The organism is Thermogemmatispora argillosa (genome assembly GCF_059696725.1).
On the sequence record NZ_AP019377.1, the window covers coordinates 1,580,163 to 1,599,609 of the forward strand.

General features: G+C 60.9%; 9 protein-coding genes, 2 pseudogenes and 1 CRISPR repeat array. Of the genes and pseudogenes, 3 read left to right on the forward strand and 8 right to left on the reverse strand.

The window, feature by feature from the left end; genetic code table 11:
* Positions 1–382: 382 nt before the first annotated feature.
* Positions 383–5,896, forward strand: coding sequence for a DEAD/DEAH box helicase (locus AC6H1L_RS06150; protein ID WP_497600653.1), 5,514 nt, complete (start codon positions 383–385; stop codon positions 5,894–5,896).
* Between the two features lie 119 nt (positions 5,897–6,015).
* A CRISPR array of direct repeats spans positions 6,016–8,173; the repeat unit is 37 nt; unit sequence CTTTCAGTATCCTCGTGCGGATCGACTCCCCTGCAAC.
* A 547-nt stretch (positions 8,174–8,720) separates the two neighbouring features.
* Here AC6H1L_RS06150 and AC6H1L_RS06155 read toward each other — a convergent pair.
* From AC6H1L_RS06155 to ispD, 8 genes and pseudogenes are all read right to left on the reverse strand, one after another.
* Positions 8,721–10,037 carry an NAD(P)H-dependent oxidoreductase gene (locus tag AC6H1L_RS06155; RefSeq protein WP_497600654.1) on the reverse strand — a complete coding sequence of 439 codons (1,317 nt, stop codon included), beginning with the start codon at positions 10,035–10,037 and terminating at the stop codon, positions 8,721–8,723.
* Entirely contained in the window at positions 10,015–10,584 is a 570-nt protein-coding gene (locus tag AC6H1L_RS06160) for a PTS glucitol/sorbitol transporter subunit IIA (RefSeq protein ID WP_497600655.1), read from the reverse strand. The genes AC6H1L_RS06155 and AC6H1L_RS06160 overlap by 23 nt, the downstream gene beginning before the upstream one ends.
* A 236-nt stretch (positions 10,585–10,820) precedes the next feature.
* Positions 10,821–11,177 (reverse strand): annotated as a pseudogene (locus tag AC6H1L_RS06165) (PTS glucitol/sorbitol transporter subunit IIB); the annotation flags it as partial.
* 306 nt (positions 11,178–11,483) lie between these two features.
* Positions 11,484–12,008, reverse strand: a pseudogene (locus tag AC6H1L_RS06170) (PTS glucitol/sorbitol transporter subunit IIB); the annotation flags it as partial.
* 23 nt (positions 12,009–12,031) lie between these two features.
* On the reverse strand, positions 12,032–12,613 hold the full coding sequence (srlA, locus tag AC6H1L_RS06175) for a PTS glucitol/sorbitol transporter subunit IIC (protein ID WP_497601516.1): 582 nt from the start codon (positions 12,611–12,613) through the stop codon (positions 12,032–12,034).
* 222 nt (positions 12,614–12,835) lie between these two features.
* Positions 12,836–13,297: a transcriptional regulator GutM gene (locus AC6H1L_RS06180; RefSeq protein WP_497600656.1), complete on the reverse strand. Its 462-nt coding sequence runs from the start codon at positions 13,295–13,297 to the stop codon at positions 12,836–12,838.
* A gap of 69 nt (positions 13,298–13,366) precedes the next feature.
* Entirely contained in the window at positions 13,367–13,672 is a 306-nt protein-coding gene (locus AC6H1L_RS06185; RefSeq protein WP_297166402.1) for a hypothetical protein, read from the reverse strand.
* 371 nt (positions 13,673–14,043) lie between these two features.
* Positions 14,044–14,778 carry a 2-C-methyl-D-erythritol 4-phosphate cytidylyltransferase gene (gene ispD, locus AC6H1L_RS06190; protein WP_497600657.1) on the reverse strand — a complete coding sequence of 245 codons (735 nt, stop codon included), beginning with the start codon at positions 14,776–14,778 and terminating at the stop codon, positions 14,044–14,046.
* A gap of 464 nt (positions 14,779–15,242) precedes the next feature.
* Here ispD and AC6H1L_RS06195 point away from each other — a divergent pair, with 464 nt between their 5' ends.
* Together AC6H1L_RS06195 and AC6H1L_RS06200 are read left to right on the forward strand one after the other, a co-directional pair.
* Positions 15,243–16,721: a hypothetical protein gene (locus AC6H1L_RS06195; RefSeq protein ID WP_497600658.1), complete on the forward strand. Its 1,479-nt coding sequence runs from the start codon at positions 15,243–15,245 to the stop codon at positions 16,719–16,721.
* 111 nt (positions 16,722–16,832) lie between these two features.
* Positions 16,833–18,548: a hypothetical protein gene (locus AC6H1L_RS06200; protein ID WP_497600659.1), complete on the forward strand. Its 1,716-nt coding sequence runs from the start codon at positions 16,833–16,835 to the stop codon at positions 18,546–18,548.
* Positions 18,549–19,447 lie beyond the last annotated feature (899 nt).

Here is a 19,447-nt window from a genome sequence, read left to right on the forward strand (position 1 = left end):
TCAGTGAGAGCCTCCTGCCAGCGAGATTTCTCGCGCGCGCTCGCTACCCCCTCCTTCGCAGCCCCCCAGCAGAGTGGCCAGAAGACTCACTTTACTGAGGCGGCAGAGCCATGCTATAATTGGCAGCACTTCGATGCCCAACGCGAGAGAAGCGGCGCAGGCTCCCCAGCCCGGCCCTCTCCCACTCAGAAAGGACTGTCCGCGCTGAGTGAGTGCCCGCCCCGCCATAGTCGCCTCGCCCATCACGGCCCGACACTACAGCGCTAGAAACAACCTGTTCCTGAGTTTTTCCTGCCTCGCCGACCTCCTTCGGTGGCAGACTCTGCGGTGAGCACTTGAAACCAGCAGTTCATCGCCAATCCTTCCAAGAGAAGGAGCAGCTATGAATCAGGCCAGCAGCCAACAGAGCTATGATCTTTCAACCATCGCTCGCGAACTACACCAGCAACTTATTCGTTATATCGAGGCCCAATATCCCATTCGTCACAGCGACGTCGTTCAGGAGCGCCGCCAGCTTCTGGAAGCCAGCGACGTCATCACCCGCGAACCCTATATCGAAAGCACCCCTGGCTACCCCGGCGGGCGCCCCTACACGGAGCTGGATCTGCCGCCAGCCATAGGCCAGGCCCTGGCCGAGCTATCCAGCCTCAAGAGCGATGGTCAGCAGGCGCTGATTCCTCCCCAGCTCTATAGCCACCAGGGAAGCGCCCTGGAGGCCCTGCTCACACAAGACCGCGACCTGATCCTGACCACAGGCACCGGTTCGGGCAAAACAGAGGTCTTCCTGCTATCGATCCTGGCCCGCAGCCTTGACGAGGCCCAGCAGCGCCGCGAGAGCTTCGCCCTGCCCGGTATGCGCACCCTCATCCTCTATCCCACCAACGCCCTCGTCAACGACCAACTGATGCGCCTGCGCCGCCTCTTCGGCAACCCTGTCTTTGCCCAGTGGTTCAAAGGACGCTACGGCGTTGACCGTCCGATCCGCTTCGGCATGTATACCTCACGTACCCCCTATCCGGGCCAGATGAGCCGGGAACGCAACGAGTCCGACCTTCTTCCCTTACTCAAATTTTACGCCGACGTGACGCCAGAGCAACGCCAGGAGCTGGAAGCCGGAGGGCGCTGGCCAGCCTGCAATCTGGAGCATCTGCGCGACGCCGCCAGCCGGGGAAGCGTCGAGATCCATCCCGACGACCGAGAACTCTACAGCCGTCACCAAATCCAGGGCTGCTGCCCCGACATCTTGATCACCAACTACTCCATGTTGGAATACATGCTGATGCGCCCTATTGAGCGCAGCATCTTCGCGCAGACAGCCCGGCATCTGGCCAGCACGCCTGCCAGCAGCCTGCTGATCGTGCTGGATGAGGCCCACCTCTATAGCGGCGTCACCGGCGCAGAGATCTCCCTGCTCCTGCGCCGTCTGCTGGCGCGCCTCGGCATCGGGCGCGAGCGCGTGCGCTACATCCTGACCAGCGCCAGTCTAGACCCCAGCGCTGGCGAGCAAGGCATTCTGACCTTTGCCGAAGGGCTGGTCGGGTCACGCGGCTCAGCCAGCTTTGCCATCGTCCGTGGCGAGCCGAGCCAGCCGCCATCGGCTCCCAGCACCATCGACGGGAGACCACTCCCCAGGCTTTCATCGGAGGCGGAAGGCCTGGCCCTCGCCGCCTTTGACCTGACAGCCTTTGCCAATCGTGCTCTGTGCGAGAGCGACGCCCTGCGAGCCGTAGCGGACCTCAGCCAGCGGCTCGGCTGGCCGGTCCCCAGCTCCTTCCCAGCACTGCCCCACTACCTTGGTCGCTACCTCAGCAGCCTTCAGAGCTTCCGCACGCTGTGGAGCCAGACCGCCGGCAAGGCCCGCGCCCTCAGCGAGCTGGCCACCCAACTTTTCCCGTCGCTCTCCGAAGAGCAGCGGGTCCACGCCACCAGCGTCCTGCTCAGCCTGGCCGCCGCAGCTCAGCGTGAGGATGATCAGCCGTTGCTACCGGTGCGCGCCCATCTCCTCTTTCGCGGCCTGCCGACCCTCTACGCCTGCGTCAATCCACGCTGCAGCGCGCGCCTGCACCAGGCAGACGCCCCGTCGACGCTGGGCCGACTCTGGCTGCGTCCCCGCCTGCACTGCGATTGCGGCGCACGCGTCTACGAGCTGTATGCACACCGCTACTGCGGTGCCCTTTTCCTACGCGTCTTCACTACCTCGGGCAGCGCCGACCACCCGATCTGCTTTCTCTGGCACGAGCCGGGAGAGGACCGTAGCCAGGCACACGAAGAGCTACTTCTGATCGGCTCTCCCCATCCCGGACGGCATTCCATGCCGTCGCATCTGCAAGAGCTGCGACTACATATCCAGACCGGCAATGCCTGCGTAGTCGAGAAAGGACAGCGACTGTCAGAGATCTGGGACCAGGATCAAGTGATCACGCTCTACCGCCCCGTCTCTGAGAGCTGGAAGAGCTGTCCAGTCTGCCTCAAAAAGCTGGTCCCGCCCGGCGCCCTGGCCAGCCTGGCGACCCGCGGCGAGCAACCCTTTGTCAACCTGGTGCGCCGCCAGTTTGAGCTACAGCCACCACGCACACCGGCCCGCGAGGCGGCCCCTAATATGGGGCGCAAAGTCCTGCTCTTTTCGGATGGCCGCCAGCGCGCCGCCCGTCTGGCCCGCGATCTGCCGCGCGAGGTCGAGCTAGACACCTTCCGCGAGGCCCTGATCCTGGCGGCGGATCGCCTGCGCCAGCGCCAACAAGATCAGGAGCTGATACCACTTGATGAGAAACTCTATCGCGAGTTTCTCATTGTCTGTTCTCAATATAACCTCTACTTCTTCGATGGCGACTCCCAACAGCAGCTACTCAGGTACATGCGTGAATTTCGTCAGGATTACGCAGGCGATGCAATACAGGCTAGCCAGGAAGAGTGGAAACCGGCGCTGATCCCTGCCTACCGCCGGGCCCTGCTGCGTCAGGTCGCTGATCGCTTCTATTCGCTGACGCGCCTGTGTATCGCCGTTGTTGAACCGGCGCCAGTCGCCTTCAAAGCCTTGCGTCGTAAAGCGCTCTTCAGCGGGCTGAGCGACGACGAGCTGAGGGCCCTGGCTATCCAGTGGATCGCCGAGCTACTAGAGTTAAGCGCCTTTGACAGTGCCATCTCCTTCTCGGATCGGCAGCAGACCGTTCCCGGCGACGGCTTCCGCATAGACGACAGGTCGCCGCTTGAGGCAGAGAAGATGGCCAGTGAGTTGCTCGGGGCCGAAGACCAGCAGTTGTATCTCAAGATCCGACAGGAGCTGGTCCAGGTGCTCTGCGAGTCCCCCAATGGCAAGTGTTTTCTCCGTCCTGATCAGCTTGCTCTGCGTCTCACTCTTGACGATGACTGGCACCAATGTCGCGACTGCACACAGCTCGTCTGGCGTCCGCTGCGCGGGCGCTGCCCAGCCCGGAGCTGTCGGAGCGAGAATCTGCAGCGCCTCCCTGCAGGAGACATTAGCTTACAGGCGCGCACGGCCTTCTACCGCGAGCCATTGCGCCAGGTGCTGGCCGGGCAGCGCCCTATCATCCACCTCACTGCCGAGGAGCATACCGCCCAGCTCTCCTATCGCGATAGCCAGGCAGTCTCATCAACTACTGAAGAGTACGAGCTGCGCTTTCAGGAGATCGGCATCTCAGCAGAGAAGCCGGCCATCGACGTTCTGAGCTGCACCACCACGATGGAGGTCGGCGTAGACATCGGCCAGTTGCTGGGGGTGGGCCTGCGCACCATCCCGCCGACACGTGCCAGCTACCAGCAACGAGCCGGGCGCGCCGGACGGCGCGGGGCCGCCCTCTCAATTGTGCTGTCCTACAGTGAGAACGGCAGCCATGATGCCCATTACTTCGCCCATCCCGAGGAGATGATCAGCAGTCCGGTGCCTTGTCCACGTCTCCCGCCTGTCAATCAGCGCCTGCTCGCGCGCCATATTCAGGCCGCTCTCCTCCAGACCTTTTTCCGCGAATATGTGGAGAGCAAGGCGGAGACAGCCTTACAGCGCAGTTCCCTTCCCGAGGCCCTGGGGAGCGCCAGCGATTTCTTTAGCGAGAAAGGAGCGGCGACTCTGCGTCGCTTCGCCGAATGGCAGCAGGCGATGCTCAGCCTGCGCCCGCCTGACTTCACACGCCATGTTATCGCCTGGCTGCCTGATGAGATCGATGGCCAATGCTGCGATCTCGAGCGCAAGTTTGCCATCGTTGGCGAGATTGGAGCCAGGCTTTGTCGGCGTCTGGAGGAGCTGAAGCAGGATTTCGCGGGGCGGCGCCTGCTCCCGCCAGCGGGCTGGGAAAGCACCAGTAGCGCTGACGACTTGAAAGAGGTCATGTTGCTTGACCTGCTCTTTGAGGAGGGCTTGCTGCCGCAATATGCCTTTCCACGTGAGCTTCGCAGCTTTGTCATCGAAAAGAGCAATCGGCAGCGCTTTGGCATTCTGGAGCGTCCACAGCAAAGCGTTGATATCGCGCTGACGGAGTACGCGCCCGGGCGCGAGTTGGTGGTGAATAAGGAGACCTACCGGAGTGGTGGCATCTATGTGGCTCTTTTCCCTGGTCGGACCGTGGGCAATGGCCCGTCGCCCGTGGAGCGTTTCTTTGAACAGCCGCGGCGGCGTTTTCTCTTCTGTCTGTACTGTAGCTATCTCAGGGAGGTCACCGGCCAGGGTGACTACAGTCGTACTGGCTCGGGATCAGTGGAAAAGCTCTGTCCGCAGTGTAGCAGGCCTTTACAAGAGGAAGAGATACTTGATCCGCTGGCCTTTGCGCCGTGGGGGGCTACATCTCTTGAGAAGACCTCTTACGGCCACACTTCCTGGCAAGAGCAGGGTCCTGTCCATACGGTGGCCCATCAAGTGATGCCTTTGACTAGTCGCGACTCTCTTGCTCACAGGATAGACAACGGTGGCATCGCCTGGGAGTACAAGGAGAATCAGGAGCTGCTCATTGTTAATGCAGGTCCTGACGGTACCGGCTTCACCATCTGTCGGAGCTGTGGCGCCGCCGTGCCTGGTTCGAATGGCTTATCTTTGGAAGGTTCTTCGTCCCACGCTCATCCGCGGCCTTTCTTGAGCTTGCAGTACAGCAACTACTGTAAAAGTCGCTCATACTGGTATGGCTACCTTGGCCATATCTTTCGGAGCGACCTGCTGCTGTTGCGTCTGACGCTGCCTGGAGGGACGCGCTATGAGGTGGGAAGGAGTTGGCTGGCGGATGCCGCCCATACGCTTGCTCAGGCCCTGCAACTGGCGGCTACTCGGCTACTGGACATCCAGCCGGGCGAGCTGCGCATCGGTTGGAACTACACACCAACGGGCGATGGGGTGGCAGTAGGGCGCAGTATCGACTTTTTTCTGTTCGATGCGCTGGCTGGTGGGGCAGGCTATGCCACCCAGGTAGGTCAGGAGATCGAGCAGTTGCTTGTGATCATGCAGCAGATTCTCAAGGAGTGCCCGGAGGACTGTGAGCAGTCCTGTTATCGCTGCTTGCGCAACTATGGCAATCGCGTTCTGCACCATCGCCTTGACCGTCATCTTGGTACGCGCCTGCTGCAGGCGATTGTCGAGCAGCGAGCGCCGGCGGCCTTCTCTCTGACGGAGCAGGAGCGGCAGCTTGTGGGTCTGGCACAGTTTTTGACGTTGCAGGGCTATCGTTGCCAGCAGCCGGGTCGGCTGGCTGGTCAGATTGTGCCGCTGCTGGTTGAGGACGAGTATGGTCACGTGCTCGCCGTCGGTACCTATCCTGTTGAGCAAGACTATAAGCAAACTGGCCACCCACTGGAGAAGCTTGGTCCCAGGCATCGCCTGGAGAGCGATTATGAGCTGCGCCATAATCTGCCGGCGGTGGCAAAAGAGGTTCGTCGAGTCCTGTCCGGCTCCAGGTAGGCTGTGACGGCTTAGTGGCTAACGGCGCCTGGGGGATTGACCTATGGGCGCCGCTTTTTTATGTGGATTGCCCGCCCTGCAACAAGCCTATGCCCTGCCCTATTACACAGGAGATTGCCCTTTCAGTATCCTCGTGCGGATCGACTCCCCTGCAACAAAAGAATGATCAGCGTACGGATAGAGGAAAGACTTTCTTTCAGTATCCTCGTGCGGATCGACTCCCCTGCAACGAGAGGAGGGTAGCCTGATGCTGGCTCGTTTTGGGAACTTTCAGTATCCTCGTGCGGATCGACTCCCCTGCAACCAATCCCTCCACTCGCAGCGGAGATCGGCGTGTGATACGCTTTCAGTATCCTCGTGCGGATCGACTCCCCTGCAACCATGATGTGCGTGTAGTTCCAGACGCATCGATTATTCACTTTCAGTATCCTCGTGCGGATCGACTCCCCTGCAACGCGATATGACGACCAGCAAGCACAACAATGCCGGCGCTTTCAGTATCCTCGTGCGGATCGACTCCCCTGCAACAAATGCAACAAGCGATCCGCCGGCAGAGCCGCGTCCCTTTCAGTATCCTCGTGCGGATCGACTCCCCTGCAACAGCAGGGGCCAAATGATCTCGTGGGCATCCGCGAAGCTTTCAGTATCCTCGTGCGGATCGACTCCCCTGCAACGTGCATCTTCTAGCTGTTTCTTGAGCTGTGCCAAAATCTTTCAGTATCCTCGTGCGGATCGACTCCCCTGCAACCAGTACAGTAGTAGCAACTGCACAAATTGGAAAGGCTTTCAGTATCCTCGTGCGGATCGACTCCCCTGCAACTCGGTGGTCTTTAAGCAGTATGCTCCTCTGCTTCTCTTTCAGTATCCTCGTGCGGATCGACTCCCCTGCAACGCGTGCTGGCCACAACGGCTCTCCTTCCTCCTTTCGCCTTTCAGTATCCTCGTGCGGATCGACTCCCCTGCAACTCAACAAGCAGCGCGAAGCGGTCCGCGTTTTTGCGCTTTCAGTATCCTCGTGCGGATCGACTCCCCTGCAACATCTCTCGACCGGTGCGCATGTTGACGATTGTGGACTTTCAGTATCCTCGTGCGGATCGACTCCCCTGCAACAGTGCTCAGCGCAGCATTGCAGAGCTACGATATGAACTTTCAGTATCCTCGTGCGGATCGACTCCCCTGCAACCGCAAAGCCGCGCCAGTTTGCTTCGTCAATGAAAAGCCTTTCAGTATCCTCGTGCGGATCGACTCCCCTGCAACTGTGGGGGGTAAAGGCATTAGGCGACGCAGCGGTCAACTTTCAGTATCCTCGTGCGGATCGACTCCCCTGCAACCGACAGCTTGTCAAGAGTGCAAAATGTGCGGATAAGCCTTTCAGTATCCTCGTGCGGATCGACTCCCCTGCAACTTTTGCGGAAAGACGGCGTGTTTGCACTAAACTTCTTTCAGTATCCTCGTGCGGATCGACTCCCCTGCAACCACGCATCTGCTACTTGTAGTCGCGCAAGATCGTATCTTTCAGTATCCTCGTGCGGATCGACTCCCCTGCAACTGTACAAAATGTCGTCAACAACGTCACGAATTTCGTCTTTCAGTATCCTCGTGCGGATCGACTCCCCTGCAACGCGGAAGCCGTGTGCTTGTGCTTTGCGGTTGCGCACTTTCAGTATCCTCGTGCGGATCGACTCCCCTGCAACCAGCCGTCAATAAATGTCGTTCCCGGTTCTATCACCTTTCAGTATCCTCGTGCGGATCGACTCCCCTGCAACCAGGTCAGCTCAGCCATATGCGGCGATACGGCTGAGCCTTTCAGTATCCTCGTGCGGATCGACTCCCCTGCAACTGTGCTGCGAAAAGACGGCGTGTTTGCACTAAACTTCTTTCAGTATCCTCGTGCGGATCGACTCCCCTGCAACTCATTGTGCGCGATACGGCAAACGTTGATGCGAATCTTTCAGTATCCTCGTGCGGATCGACTCCCCTGCAACGATGACAGTGTCGCACTTGCCGCGCGCTGCTATCCCCTTTCAGTATCCTCGTGCGGATCGACTCCCCTGCAACACACAGTTTCCAGAGACGTATGATTTGATCATCTACCTTTCAGTATCCTCGTGCGGATCGACTCCCCTGCAACAGTCGTGCAACAGCGGCTACATGAGGAAGATCTTGCCTTTCAGTATCCTCGTGCGGATCGACTCCCCTGCAACCACGTGAAACTGCCAACGATGCCATAGCCCGAAAGCCTTTCAGTATCCTCGTGCGGATCGACTCCCCTGCAACCGCAGCCGGCGGAGAGGGGTCCGGGATACTTCTTCCATATTCTATAACGATCGAGACCCCATTTTTGGCTTCTGAGAGGCTCGTTTTTTCCTCTCTCCCCCTCTCCAAATATATCGTCCTACGACATTTCTCGAAACTCGTTTTCTGCAAGCCGCAAGGGGCGAGTTTCGAGAGAGCACCAATTCACTTTTTGATAAATAAGCGGCAAAAGATGCGCGATTCCGGCCAAAAGTGGTCGGATTCTGACCATCTCTGGCTGGTAGCTCCGGAGAGTTTCGAATCAGCCTCTCAAACAGGGCTTTTTATGACCACCCTCGGCCTCCCTCCCCTTCCCAGCTTCTCACAACCCCAAGAAGGCGGGGAAGGCAGACAGCTTGCCACCCTCAGCTCAGCCCGCCTTGACCCGCCTTCACCACACCAGTCCCTCCCCAACCATCGACATCGCCAGCAAGTAGCACCATAGAGGTCTCCCTCCCCTGTCCGCTCAGGCCTGACCATGATCGCCCCCACCCCTGACCAGCGCACCAGCTTCCTCCCAACAATACAGCTACAGCGGCGGCTCCCCATCATAAACCAGCGCATCCTGCATCCGCCGCGCCTGCACTATAAAGGAATGGGCATCCAGCTCCACATCATCGTACGTCAGCGTCTGACCGCGCGCCACCGGACGACGCACCCGCGCGCGCGCCGTCAGCCCCAACGGTAGCATCCGCTGCGCCCGCGCCACCTCGGCCCGCTCAATATTGCCATAGAGAGACGTTCCACCCAACCCCTCCAACACCTCACCCTCCTGCAGATCGCGCTTGGCCACCGCCGTCGTCTCCGCCACCGGCGGCCCCGCCGGCGCCAGCGTCGCCTGCTGATACAAGACCGCCTGCGCAATCGAGCGCGGCGTCTCCAGATTGGCCAAATGATACGGACGATAGAGCGCCCAGTATGGCCCCTCACCCAGGCGCAAATAGCGCAAATCCTCAATCACCTTCGGCTGCCGCGTCGTAATCACCAGAAAGACCCCCGGCGCCACACTCCCCAGCGCATAATCGACTACCCCCCGCCGCTCCAGAATCCCCCCATCCTCGCGCGGACAGAAAATCCGCGCCAGCGTCTCCGGCGTCGCCTGCGGCCCATGCATCCCACTGACATCCGGCACCAACCCCGTTGCATTGGCCACCGCCGTCATCTCCACCATCGTCTTGGTCCCATCCACAAACGACGTCAGCATATGCGGACTCATATGTCGGCTCCGCGCCTGCTCAGCCAACTGCTGCGGCGTCGCACTGCGGTCCAGCGGATTATTCTTCCCCTTGCCAGCCGCCACAATCTCAAAGCCAAGCGAGCGCGCAAAATCATACAACTCCAGAATCGCCCCCGGCTCATCGCCCGCCGAGGTCGTATAGACCACGCCCGCCGCATCGGCCATGCGCTTAAGCAAATAGCCGATCGTGGCATCGGTCTCTACATTCAGCATAATGATATGGCGACGCGCCAGAATCGTCCGATAGGCCACCAGGGCCCCGACCGATGGCACACCCGTGGCCTCAACGACCGCATCCAAGGAGGCAATATCGGGGATCAAGGTCGCCCGCGCCGTCACCACCCGCTTGCCAGCACGCACCGCCTCATCGGCCTCGCGGCTGCTAGCCCCCGGCGGCAAGAGCAGCACCTCCTCCTCTCCATAGCCACAGGCCCGAAAGGCAGCAATAGCGCGCTCTGTCTCAATATCAGCAGCCGCTACCACCTCCATGCCCTGCATCTGACTGACCTGAGCAATCAAACCGGCCCCCATCTGGCCAACTCCCACCAGCCCTACACGGATCGGACGCCCCTCGCGCTGACGCGCCTCAAGTTCCGCAACCAGATTCATAGGTGTGGCAATCCTCCAGTCTGAGCAATTCCAGGATGGTACCCACGGGGGGCAGATGGAGCAGAGCCGGCGCCACCGAGATGGTCCCCGGCAGCGCCGCCTCCGCCGCACCATCGAAGTGCACCACCAGATGACCCAGCTCGGCCAGATTGGCACTGGCCACCTCGCCGACCGCAGTCACACGGTACCTGAGCACGCGGCCCACCCCCGCCTCCGCACTGTCGCCCTCGCCAGGCGGCTCCCGGAAACAGAGCCAGTCGCCCACCTCGATCACGCCCTGCAACGTCGCCCCCGTATGGACAAGCGAGACCTCACGCAGCTCCGCCGGAGCCTGCGGACCAAAGAATATCAAGATGCCATGCGGCAGGAACTCCGGCACCTGCGGCCCAATCTCCTGAATGACCGCCCGATACTTGAGCTGGACCTGCGTCCCCGCACCTGTACCGGTACCCGCGCCCGGCTCCAGGCCTCCTCCCGTGGCCCCTACCCCCTCAGCGCCCGCCATTCCTGCCCCGGCCAAGTGATTGAAGAAAGGCAGCATCGACATCGCCGTCTGTCCTCCTTCCTCCCTCCTGCAACCAGCGAGCCAGCGGCCACAGCAGCCGCTCGCCTTGCCTTACGCAACAACGCATCAGCCGCACCCCGTCCGCGCTGGTCATCTTCCCGCCCCCGGCACACCTCACCAGGCCGTCAACCAGGCGTGCTCAACCGACCAGCGCAGAGCGAGGCCAACCCCATCCCTCTCCTCAGACCAGCCCGCCATCAGGATTCCTCAAGCAGCGTCACATCCTCGGGTCGCACTCCCGAGACAAAGAGCTGCTCCGTAATGAACTTCATCAGCGGCCCCGAAGGCGAACTAGGCTTCACATCGATGGTCAGGATCTTCTTCATCGGATAAACCCCAATGCGCGCCGTCCCGCCGCAGTCGATGACCACGCAGGCGATCTGCTTCTCAGGAGCCGAAGAGCGAAAGCCATCGAAGGCCCGCCCACCGCTCAGCTCCGCAATGCGCTGCGCTACAGGATGAATACCGCCCCCGGTCACACAATAAATCAGATCCTTGCCAGGCTCGGGCTTGACAATCAGCGGCCCGCCCCAGCCGCCGCGTCCTCGCGTAATCTTGACAGCACGATAAGGCATCGTCGCACACTCCTTTCTTCTTTCCTCAACCGACCAGGCTCAGGCCAGGCAGCAGGCCGCTGAGCAGCCGAACTGCCAGAGCAGCTCTCTCCTCTCAGGCATTGCCCCCGACCTGAGCCATTCCAGCGCCGTCGGTCACACCCATGACCGCAACCTCATCCGTCTCTCACCCTCCCACGCCAGCCGCAGCCAACCTGCCAGCCAGTGAGCCAGGAGAGCAGGCTGACGAAATGGGACAGCAGCCCGCTGAGTCCGACCGAGCGGCCAGCGCTCACTAATGCTCAGCCAATGGATGGGAGAGATCGATCAATGGCCGGCATACATACCGAAGCTCGCCAGATAGGCGATCACCACCGCCAGCGGTCCCGTGATCAGGCGCGACATCAAGACCGCTGGTACCCCGATCTCGGTCGTCTCCGGCTCGGCCTCGCCGAGCGCCAGCCCAACCGGGATAAAGTCGCAACCGACCTGGGGATTGATAGCAAAGAGAGCCGGTAGCGCATACTGCGGCGGAATATGGCCAAGGCCAATCTCCACGCCCAGCAGCGTCCCAACCACCTGGGCAATCACCGCCCCAGGACCCAGCAAGGGCGACAGAATCGGAATCGCGCAGATCACCGACATCAGCAACAGCCCGAAGATATTCGAGGCCAGCGGCGATAGCGTATGAGCAATAATGTTGCCGATCCCCGTGTAGAGGATGATGCCGATGATCATGCTGATGAAGGCCATGAACGGTAGAATGTTGCGGATCACCTGGTCGATGGTATCGCGACCAGCCTGGTACAGAATGCCGACCACATTGCCAACGGCCCGCCCAATGGCCTCCAGACCACGCGCAACAACTTGCATGACTACGCCTCCTCTCCGCCGGCGAGAGCCGCCCCACCCGTTTCAACAGGAGAGGCCGCCCCGGCAGCCGATGTTGACTCCTCACTCTGGCCCTGGCCCTCGGACACCGAGCGGCGCGCCCACATGATAGCTGTGATGCGCTCCGTCACTAGCCCGCGGATAAAGATCACCAGCAGGCCGACCAGGAAATAACGGATCGCCAGATCCCCTAGCCCTAGCCCAAGCTTCGTAATGCCCGCCGCAATACCGGCCCAGACAAAGATCTCACCCGGGTTGGCATGGGGAAAAAGACCAAGAATAGGATGGACAAAGGAAACCGCCGCATCATAGAAGGCCGGCTTTTGCTTCTCCGGCAAGAAGCGCCCCATCGTGTAGGCCATCGGGTTAGTCAGGAAGAAGACGGCCAGGAAGGGCAGGATCAAATAGCGCAGGAAGACATTGCGACTACTGATCATGGCCACTTTGTCGATGCGCTCAGGACCGATGAGGCGCACCAGGGCATTGACGGCGGTCATCAGCACGATCAGCAGGGGAATAATGCCCGTGACCAGGCCAACGAAAGTGGTGCCCCCCTTCTGGAACATGCCGATGAATCCTTCGGCAATACGGGCTGCGATCTCCACAAGATCACCTCCAGACAAACGGACGTTGAGACAATCGCCTGTCCTCTCCGGCAGCCCCAGAGGACTACCAGCCAGGAGAACCACCCAGCGCCACGAGCAAGCTCAGCGCGTGGGAGTCAGCATGTAAGTGAGCGAGTGAGCGAGTACGCGTGCTAGTAAACGAGTAGGCGACACAACCTCCTTTCAGGCCAGCGACTGCAGCGACGTCCTCGGCGGGAGGACACTCCCCGCACCCGTCGCCTCTTCTGTTGATGCCACCGACTGGCGCTGGAACATTTCCTGAAGCGCGCTGGCAGCGGTGCTGATCGCCTCAACGAGGCGTGGCGCCAGGCCAGTCGCGCTCAGCCTTTCCGCCGAGAGCAGCTCGTCGAGGGGACGCCCCTCGATCTGGGGCAGAGGACGAAGCCGCGCAAAGACAGTGAAGCCGCTGAGGTGCCTGGCCGCCAGAATGGTGCGCCGCTCAGGATGGGCAACGAGCACTACGTAGGTGCGCCCACGGTAGCGCCCCCCGGCCATCGCCGTGGCGCAGCGCCCCAGCCGGCGAAGGCGGCTTACATCGCGGTAGAAACGGCGCGCCTGCCAGTAGGCCAGGGCCAGCTGCAGGCACCAGGCCACCAGGGCCGCGAGGGCAACTTGCTCGATCATACGAACCTCCTGATGTCATACTCAAATGCTGTGGTCACGGAGCCTGTCCGAAGCGCACAGCAGCGATGGCTATAGACAGACCTCGGCCAGCTCGCGGGAAAGCTCGATCGGTTTGTTGACCACGCGCCGGGGCAGGCTGGAGACGAAGAGCAGGGGATCGGCCTGCGCCTCATGTTTGAGGCGACGCGCGAGGGCAGTGGCACGCCAGGGGAGATCTCGACAATACTGACGGAGCAAGACAGCCGCTGGCTTTTCAACGACGTGGGCGCAACGATGGCAGACGATCCTTTTAATATAGAGCGAGGCATAAAAGACCGTGTGCACCGTTGGACGACCGCAGTAGAGGCACTCCAGTTCAGTCTGGCAGGCTATCATAGCGAGCGACGCCCCCTCTCTCCTCGACGATCGATTGATCAGCAATGGAGCGGCCCAGGGTAGATAGCTCCGCTGGCAGTAGCGTCCGTCTGCGCAAAGCAGCTAAGACGCCCCCGCCAGCCCGGCGCTGCCTGCCCAGTCCAGTCCGCCCAGCCAGGGCAGGGGCAGGACCCAGCCTTCCATCGCCGATTGCCAGCAAGGCGAAGTGTCAACGCTGTAGGTAGATAGAGAGACTGACTTACCGTGCAAGAAATAGGCCGACGCCGACCAACCACCTGGCTGACCACCTCGCCCGGGGCCAGACGCTCCCAACGCTGGCAGCGCCGCCCGAGCCGCTGCAACCAGACCTGACTTGCTCCGCTGATCGGCGGCTAGAGGCCGCGATGGCGACAGAGCCGCTCGGCCTGCAGCAGGTCATAAGCGGTGGTGATTTTCAGATTGCTTTGATCGCTTTCGACGACAGCCACCGGGTAACCCAGGCGCTCCAGCGAGGCCGCCGTATCGGTCCCCTCAAAGTGATCCTGGCGCGCTCGGTCATAGGCCGCCAGTAACCAGGAGGCGCGGAAGGCCTGGGGCGTCTGCGCTCTCCAGGCACGCTGACCGGCAAAGCGACGGCAGATAGCCTGCTGCTCGTCTACTTCGACGATGAGTTCTTCCTCCTGCAGCGGCATAGCCAGAATGGCTCCCCCACAGGAGCGCGCCGCCTCAACCAGTTGCTGGATACGCTCGGGCAGCACAAAGGGACGGGCGCCGTCGTGGATTAAAATCAGCTCGATCTCGCCGCTCTCAATGCGCGGGCGCAGGGCCTCTAGCGCGCACTGCTCGGAGGCGTGCCGCGTCGGACCACCCTGGACGATGCGCCGCACTTTTTGACAGTGCGCCGCCTGCGTCAGCTTGGCTAGCTGCTCCTCTTCGCCGGCAGCCGCTACCAGCATGACTTCGTCGATCGCCGGACAGCGCTCAAAGGCCTCTAGTGTGTAGATGATGACGGGTTTGCCATGAATAGGCAGGAAAATTTTGTTGATCGGTAGCCCCATGCGCCTGCCCTGGCCCGCCGCCAGGACGACGGCAACAACGTGCCGCGCTGCACTCCGTTGCTCAGACACCTTTCACCTTTGTGCACATTCGATATTTTGTGCATAGTATACCTTGCCCTCTGGCGAATGTCAAGCGGACACTGTTCAGATTCTTCCAAGCACCGGCCCGGCGTTCCCATTACCCCTACCCGCCCCTCATGAGCCCGGCAAGAGGATCTTTCCGCTTGAAGCCCCGAGGCTGCTCGTGCCGATGCTCAAGCACCGCTCCAGTGAGGTCCGACGCTGCTATGTAACGATCAATTGCGCGCTTGTACGCACAAGGAGCTACTCAGGAATACATCTTCAGAGCTTATTCAGACCTGGCTGACTTTTTCGATATCCTGGCAAGTGCTTTCGAGGACTACGATCAGCAAACGGCAGCCTCATTCTCCTAGCCCCTTCTTCTTGCAGGGCTGGCGACTTGACAAAGCATGGCCTCTCAGACTGACGCAGAGGCTCCTAACCGTCTATGCCACTAATGAGAGGAAGCTCTTATGAATCCAGAGCATATTGCACAGGCCGTCTCCGGTCTCTCAGCGGAACAGTGGACACGCCTAACGGCGATAGCAGAAGCGCGTGGTCTGAGCATAGGAGATCTGCTTCATATCATTGAGGAGGTGTTTTCCGATCCCTCGGGAGCCATCAGACAAGGACTGCATAGGATTTTAGATCCTTTGGCTGGTCCCCTCCATACCAATAGCCAACAGAAACAGCCTCTCGCAGCTACTATTCAGGATCTCCATCAGCGTACCTGGAGTCAGGTTCTCTCTCCTTTGCTCAATGGTCCCCACCCTTTCCAAGGAGCTGCCGCAGAGGCCCTGAGCGCTACCTGGCCAATCTATCAGACGAACATGGATAGCTTTCTGAGCCTACTGAGCGCTTCCTTGGCCGCCGATCTGGCTCTCGTTGCTGCCATAGCGAGCTTCATCGAGGATATGGTCGCCTTCGCCGCCGCCGAGGAAGTGCTTATTGATGCTGCTGTGGTTGTTAACGCCGCGGCAGCCGTAGAGCTGGAGGCTAATCCAATTGCAGATATCCTCCAAGGCATTGTCGACCTCCTCATCGCCATCTTGGGGATTATCGCCCTGGCGGCCTCTCTCGAGCAGCTAATCACCGCTATCAGGCAGTGGCAGGCTGCCCACGAGGCCCTGGGAACCTTACCGGCTTCGGTCCATCAGTACACCAATTGGACCCTTCCTGATGGGCGCTCTCTCTCCCCCGAAGAGCAGAAACAGGCTGAGAGGATCTTCCGAGATGGTACAATTAGTAGAGCCTTCCCTAATCCTTACATTCGGATGATGGTGATCACCTGGCTCCTGATCGCCTTTGGAGCTTGTGGTATCCAAAAGATTTGGGAGCTTCTGAAAGCCGCGGCGACCACCTGCGAGAATCTGGCTGACCAGCTCGCCCAGGCTACTGGCTTCGCAGGAGCAGATAACAGTAGGCCGATAGGCCTAAGCAGACAGATCGGGGCCATCCGGCTGATACAGACGATTCTCAGCCTGCCGGCTATCCCTGAATTCACGGCCCAATACGGCCTGGTTACCCCCCTTAATATCCAAGGGGTGAATCTCCAGCAGAGAGATGCCAATAACCAGATCGCGGGGGACATCGACCTGAAGATCAAGGTGAAAAGCCAGGTTCTCTACGCGGAGGTCGGCGGTCCAGACAAGGGGTCAAGTTTGCCCGCAAATCCAGGGAACCCGAATGGGCCATCCCACGCGCAGGTTTTCCGAGCAGAGCTTCAGAAGCTCAAGCAATGGGCCGCCCGCGATGGCGCCAAGGCCATCTGCTTCCTGGTCGCACCCAAGCCGGGCCAGGACGGCCCTGCCATTCAAGAACAGAAAGACTTCCAAACCGCTTTGCTCATCGCCCAGCAGGAGCTGGGACCCCAGAATGTTTTCATCGTTCCTTATTCAAACGCCGTCAGCTGCAAGCCTCCGCCTCCGGCTCAACCGCCCAGCTCTCCTTAGCGAGCGCGCCACTGGCACCAGAGCCGACCCCCCTGCGCTAGACACCAGCGGCAGGGAACCCTTACTATTCAAGCAGTACGATTGGCTTGCATGAGAAAGGAGATTCTCTCTATGGGCAATACCTACTACAACGGCATCCTCTTCACCTGCTTCGTGGAGCGCGGCCCCCAGACCGTGGCTCGCATCCCCGACCTGCTGCGCTTCCTCTGGGAGCACGGCCTGGAGCTGCCTGCCGACTTCGAGCATCCCTCCCCCTGGCCCTCCCCTCCCGCCTCGTCCTGGGATGCCCTGCTCGATCAGCCTCTCAAGGTAGGGGTTCGCCCCTGGTATCATGTCGCTCCCCCCGACCTCAGCGACTCCAACGGCCATATCATCTGCCCCCTGAAGGAGGCTCTTGCCCTCTGCTCTCGCGAAGAGGTCTCCTTCTCCCTCTTTGACAAGACCTTGCATATGAGTCTATCCATCGATGTCTATCCCCTTCCCCAGCAATCTATTCACCTCTCTCCCGAGGGCCTGCCCTCCCTCCCCGGCCCCGATGGCATCGATTTCCCTCTCCCTGCCTATCCCTACGGCACCATCACCCTCGGCACCAGCTACCAGGTCTACTGGCCCTTCGAACGCCCCTCGCTTGACCCCGCACAGCCTTCTCCTCAGATCTGGCTCCACTACCAGCAAGTCTGGCTGGCCTTCCTGGAATGGGTCCGCCTCCTCTGCTCCTGGCTCCAACCCCTCTACGGCTATGGCACTAATCATCTCTACGACCAAGACGTCCTTCTCGAGGACACTGCCTTCGGTATCCAATTCTCCCTGACAAGTGGTATCTACGACTTCAGGACCGCCGCTGACTTCGGGGTCAGCCAGGCCCTCCAACACGGCGCTCGCCCTCAGCTCTCCCCCCTGCTCCGCTCCGGCGGCTGCGAGTATCTCCCCCCCTCCCTCCTCGACGACTCCCTGCTCCTCTCCTGGCTCCAAACCCCCGGCCTCCTCCTCGAACGCCTCCCCAACGGCGGCCTTCTCAAACTCCCCCGCCTTTTCCCCTACCAGTACCCCATCAGCATCGCCCTCTACCACTTCCAGGCTGCCTCCCGCGAACGCTTCCAGGAAGGCGGCCAGCGCGACCTCGCCCTCCGCTACGGCCAACGCGCCATTCAGATCCTCGAACGCCTCTACTGCGATGAGCGCCAGCTACCCTACCCCCTTCCTCCCACGGAAGAAGCCCCCATCTTCCCCGACCCTCCTCCAGCCGAGACCGAACTGATCAGGGCCGCCTACGACCTCCGTCGCCAACTCGATGAGCTCCTGGGACCCACCTTCCAGGAACGCATGCAGCTCGCCCACCAAGAAGCGCAGGAGCACCTCTTCGAGAAGCTCGCCAGTCCCGACCCCCAGGATCGCTACGACGCCCTCGCACGTCTGTCTATCCACTTCGAGCCTCCCGAGGCCCTCATCGAACCCGCCCTCCAGGCCCTCTTGCACGACCCCGACCGCGACTGCCGCGCAGCCGCCGCCACCCTCTTGCTCAGCCTCCTCGAGCGCAACTCCCATGATCGCCGCTTCCTCTCCCTCTGCGCCCGCGTGGCCGCTAACCCTCACGAAGACCCCACGATCCGCATCCGCGCCTACCAGATCATGCGCTCCCTCGTCCACTTCGATCCCTACGAGCTGGTCGAGCTGGAACGCCTCCTCGGCCAGCTCCGCCTGCCAGACTTCGACTGGACCCGCTACCTCGACTGGGACTTCGTCCATACCTACGCCTCGGATACTTCTCCCACTAGCTCAGAGCAGCAACCGCCTCCCCCCTCCGACCAGGCTCAGCCACACCCCTGACGCCTCGCCGCCGGCCTCCAGGAGAACGCAGGCCCCTCTGCAGGCGCGCAGAGCCGTGCCACCTCCACCTGCCAGAGACGCCCGCCTTCTCCCTCCCCAAGTCATGGCAGCGCGGCCTGAGAGGCCCAGCCTCCCCTTGACTCGTCCACCAACACCCCCTACAGCCATGACCCGACATCAGCAGCCTGGGCCTTCTCAGGCGCACCGCTCCCAGGCGGCACGCCCGCGGTCCCCAGGGGCCCGGTTGCCCTCCCCCGTTCGCCTCATTCCACGCTGGCATCTCTCCCTTGATCGCCGGTCGCCCTCCAAGCTTGCCAGGGTGAAATGTTCGCTGATCTGCCATGCCCAGGCATAGCAACCGTTCACGATCGGGGGGGAATCCCTTACACCGGCCCTGGCCCACAGTCTGCACGCTAGCAGCCCCCGAGTCCGATCTACCCCCTTGCTCAGGGCTTCACCCTGGCACAGATCCGATCGCCGGTGCGCAATAGGCCCTGCCCCTGAGCTCCCGTCAAGCGGGCGTCTTCAGGACAGCCAGGACAATCCCCCGGCGTGTTCCCTTACTCGTAGCCAGCTTGTTGACTATACCCGAGCTGTCCCCCTCCTCTATCAGGAAAGCGTAAAGCGAACAATTGTCCACTTATGCACAAGGGTTGACAACGGTCGTCACCATCAGGTACCATAGAAACAACCGGAATGGAGCAGTTTATAGCAGAGAAGCAATTTTGCAAATCGATCGATGGACTATTTTATCAACGATAGACGCGCACCCTGAAAGGAGGAGAGAACAAGAGGAGAGGAGAGGAGTAGCTGGTCTCCTGCAGTTGCGCGGGCAAGGCCAGCTGAGGCATCAGCCTTCTTGCCTGATCCATTCAAGGCAGAGTCGTCGCCCCCTCGCT

What these genes read in the sequence shown, in the direction of transcription:
- AC6H1L_RS06155 (WP_497600654.1), bottom strand. Translation starts at nt 10,037, where the DNA reads ATGAATCTGGTTGCGGAACTTGAGGCGCGTCAGCGCGAGGGGCGTCCG.
- AC6H1L_RS06150 (WP_497600653.1), top strand. Translation starts at nt 383, where the DNA reads ATGAATCAGGCCAGCAGCCAACAGAGCTATGATCTTTCAACCATCGCT.
- AC6H1L_RS06185 (WP_297166402.1), bottom strand. Translation starts at nt 13,672, where the DNA reads ATGATAGCCTGCCAGACTGAACTGGAGTGCCTCTACTGCGGTCGTCCA.
- AC6H1L_RS06200 (WP_497600659.1), top strand. Translation starts at nt 16,833, where the DNA reads ATGGGCAATACCTACTACAACGGCATCCTCTTCACCTGCTTCGTGGAG.
- AC6H1L_RS06195 (WP_497600658.1), top strand. Translation starts at nt 15,243, where the DNA reads ATGAATCCAGAGCATATTGCACAGGCCGTCTCCGGTCTCTCAGCGGAA.
- srlA (WP_497601516.1), bottom strand. Translation starts at nt 12,613, where the DNA reads ATGTTCCAGAAGGGGGGCACCACTTTCGTTGGCCTGGTCACGGGCATT.
- AC6H1L_RS06180 (WP_497600656.1), bottom strand. Translation starts at nt 13,297, where the DNA reads ATGATCGAGCAAGTTGCCCTCGCGGCCCTGGTGGCCTGGTGCCTGCAG.
- AC6H1L_RS06160 (WP_497600655.1), bottom strand. Translation starts at nt 10,584, where the DNA reads ATGTCGATGCTGCCTTTCTTCAATCACTTGGCCGGGGCAGGAATGGCG.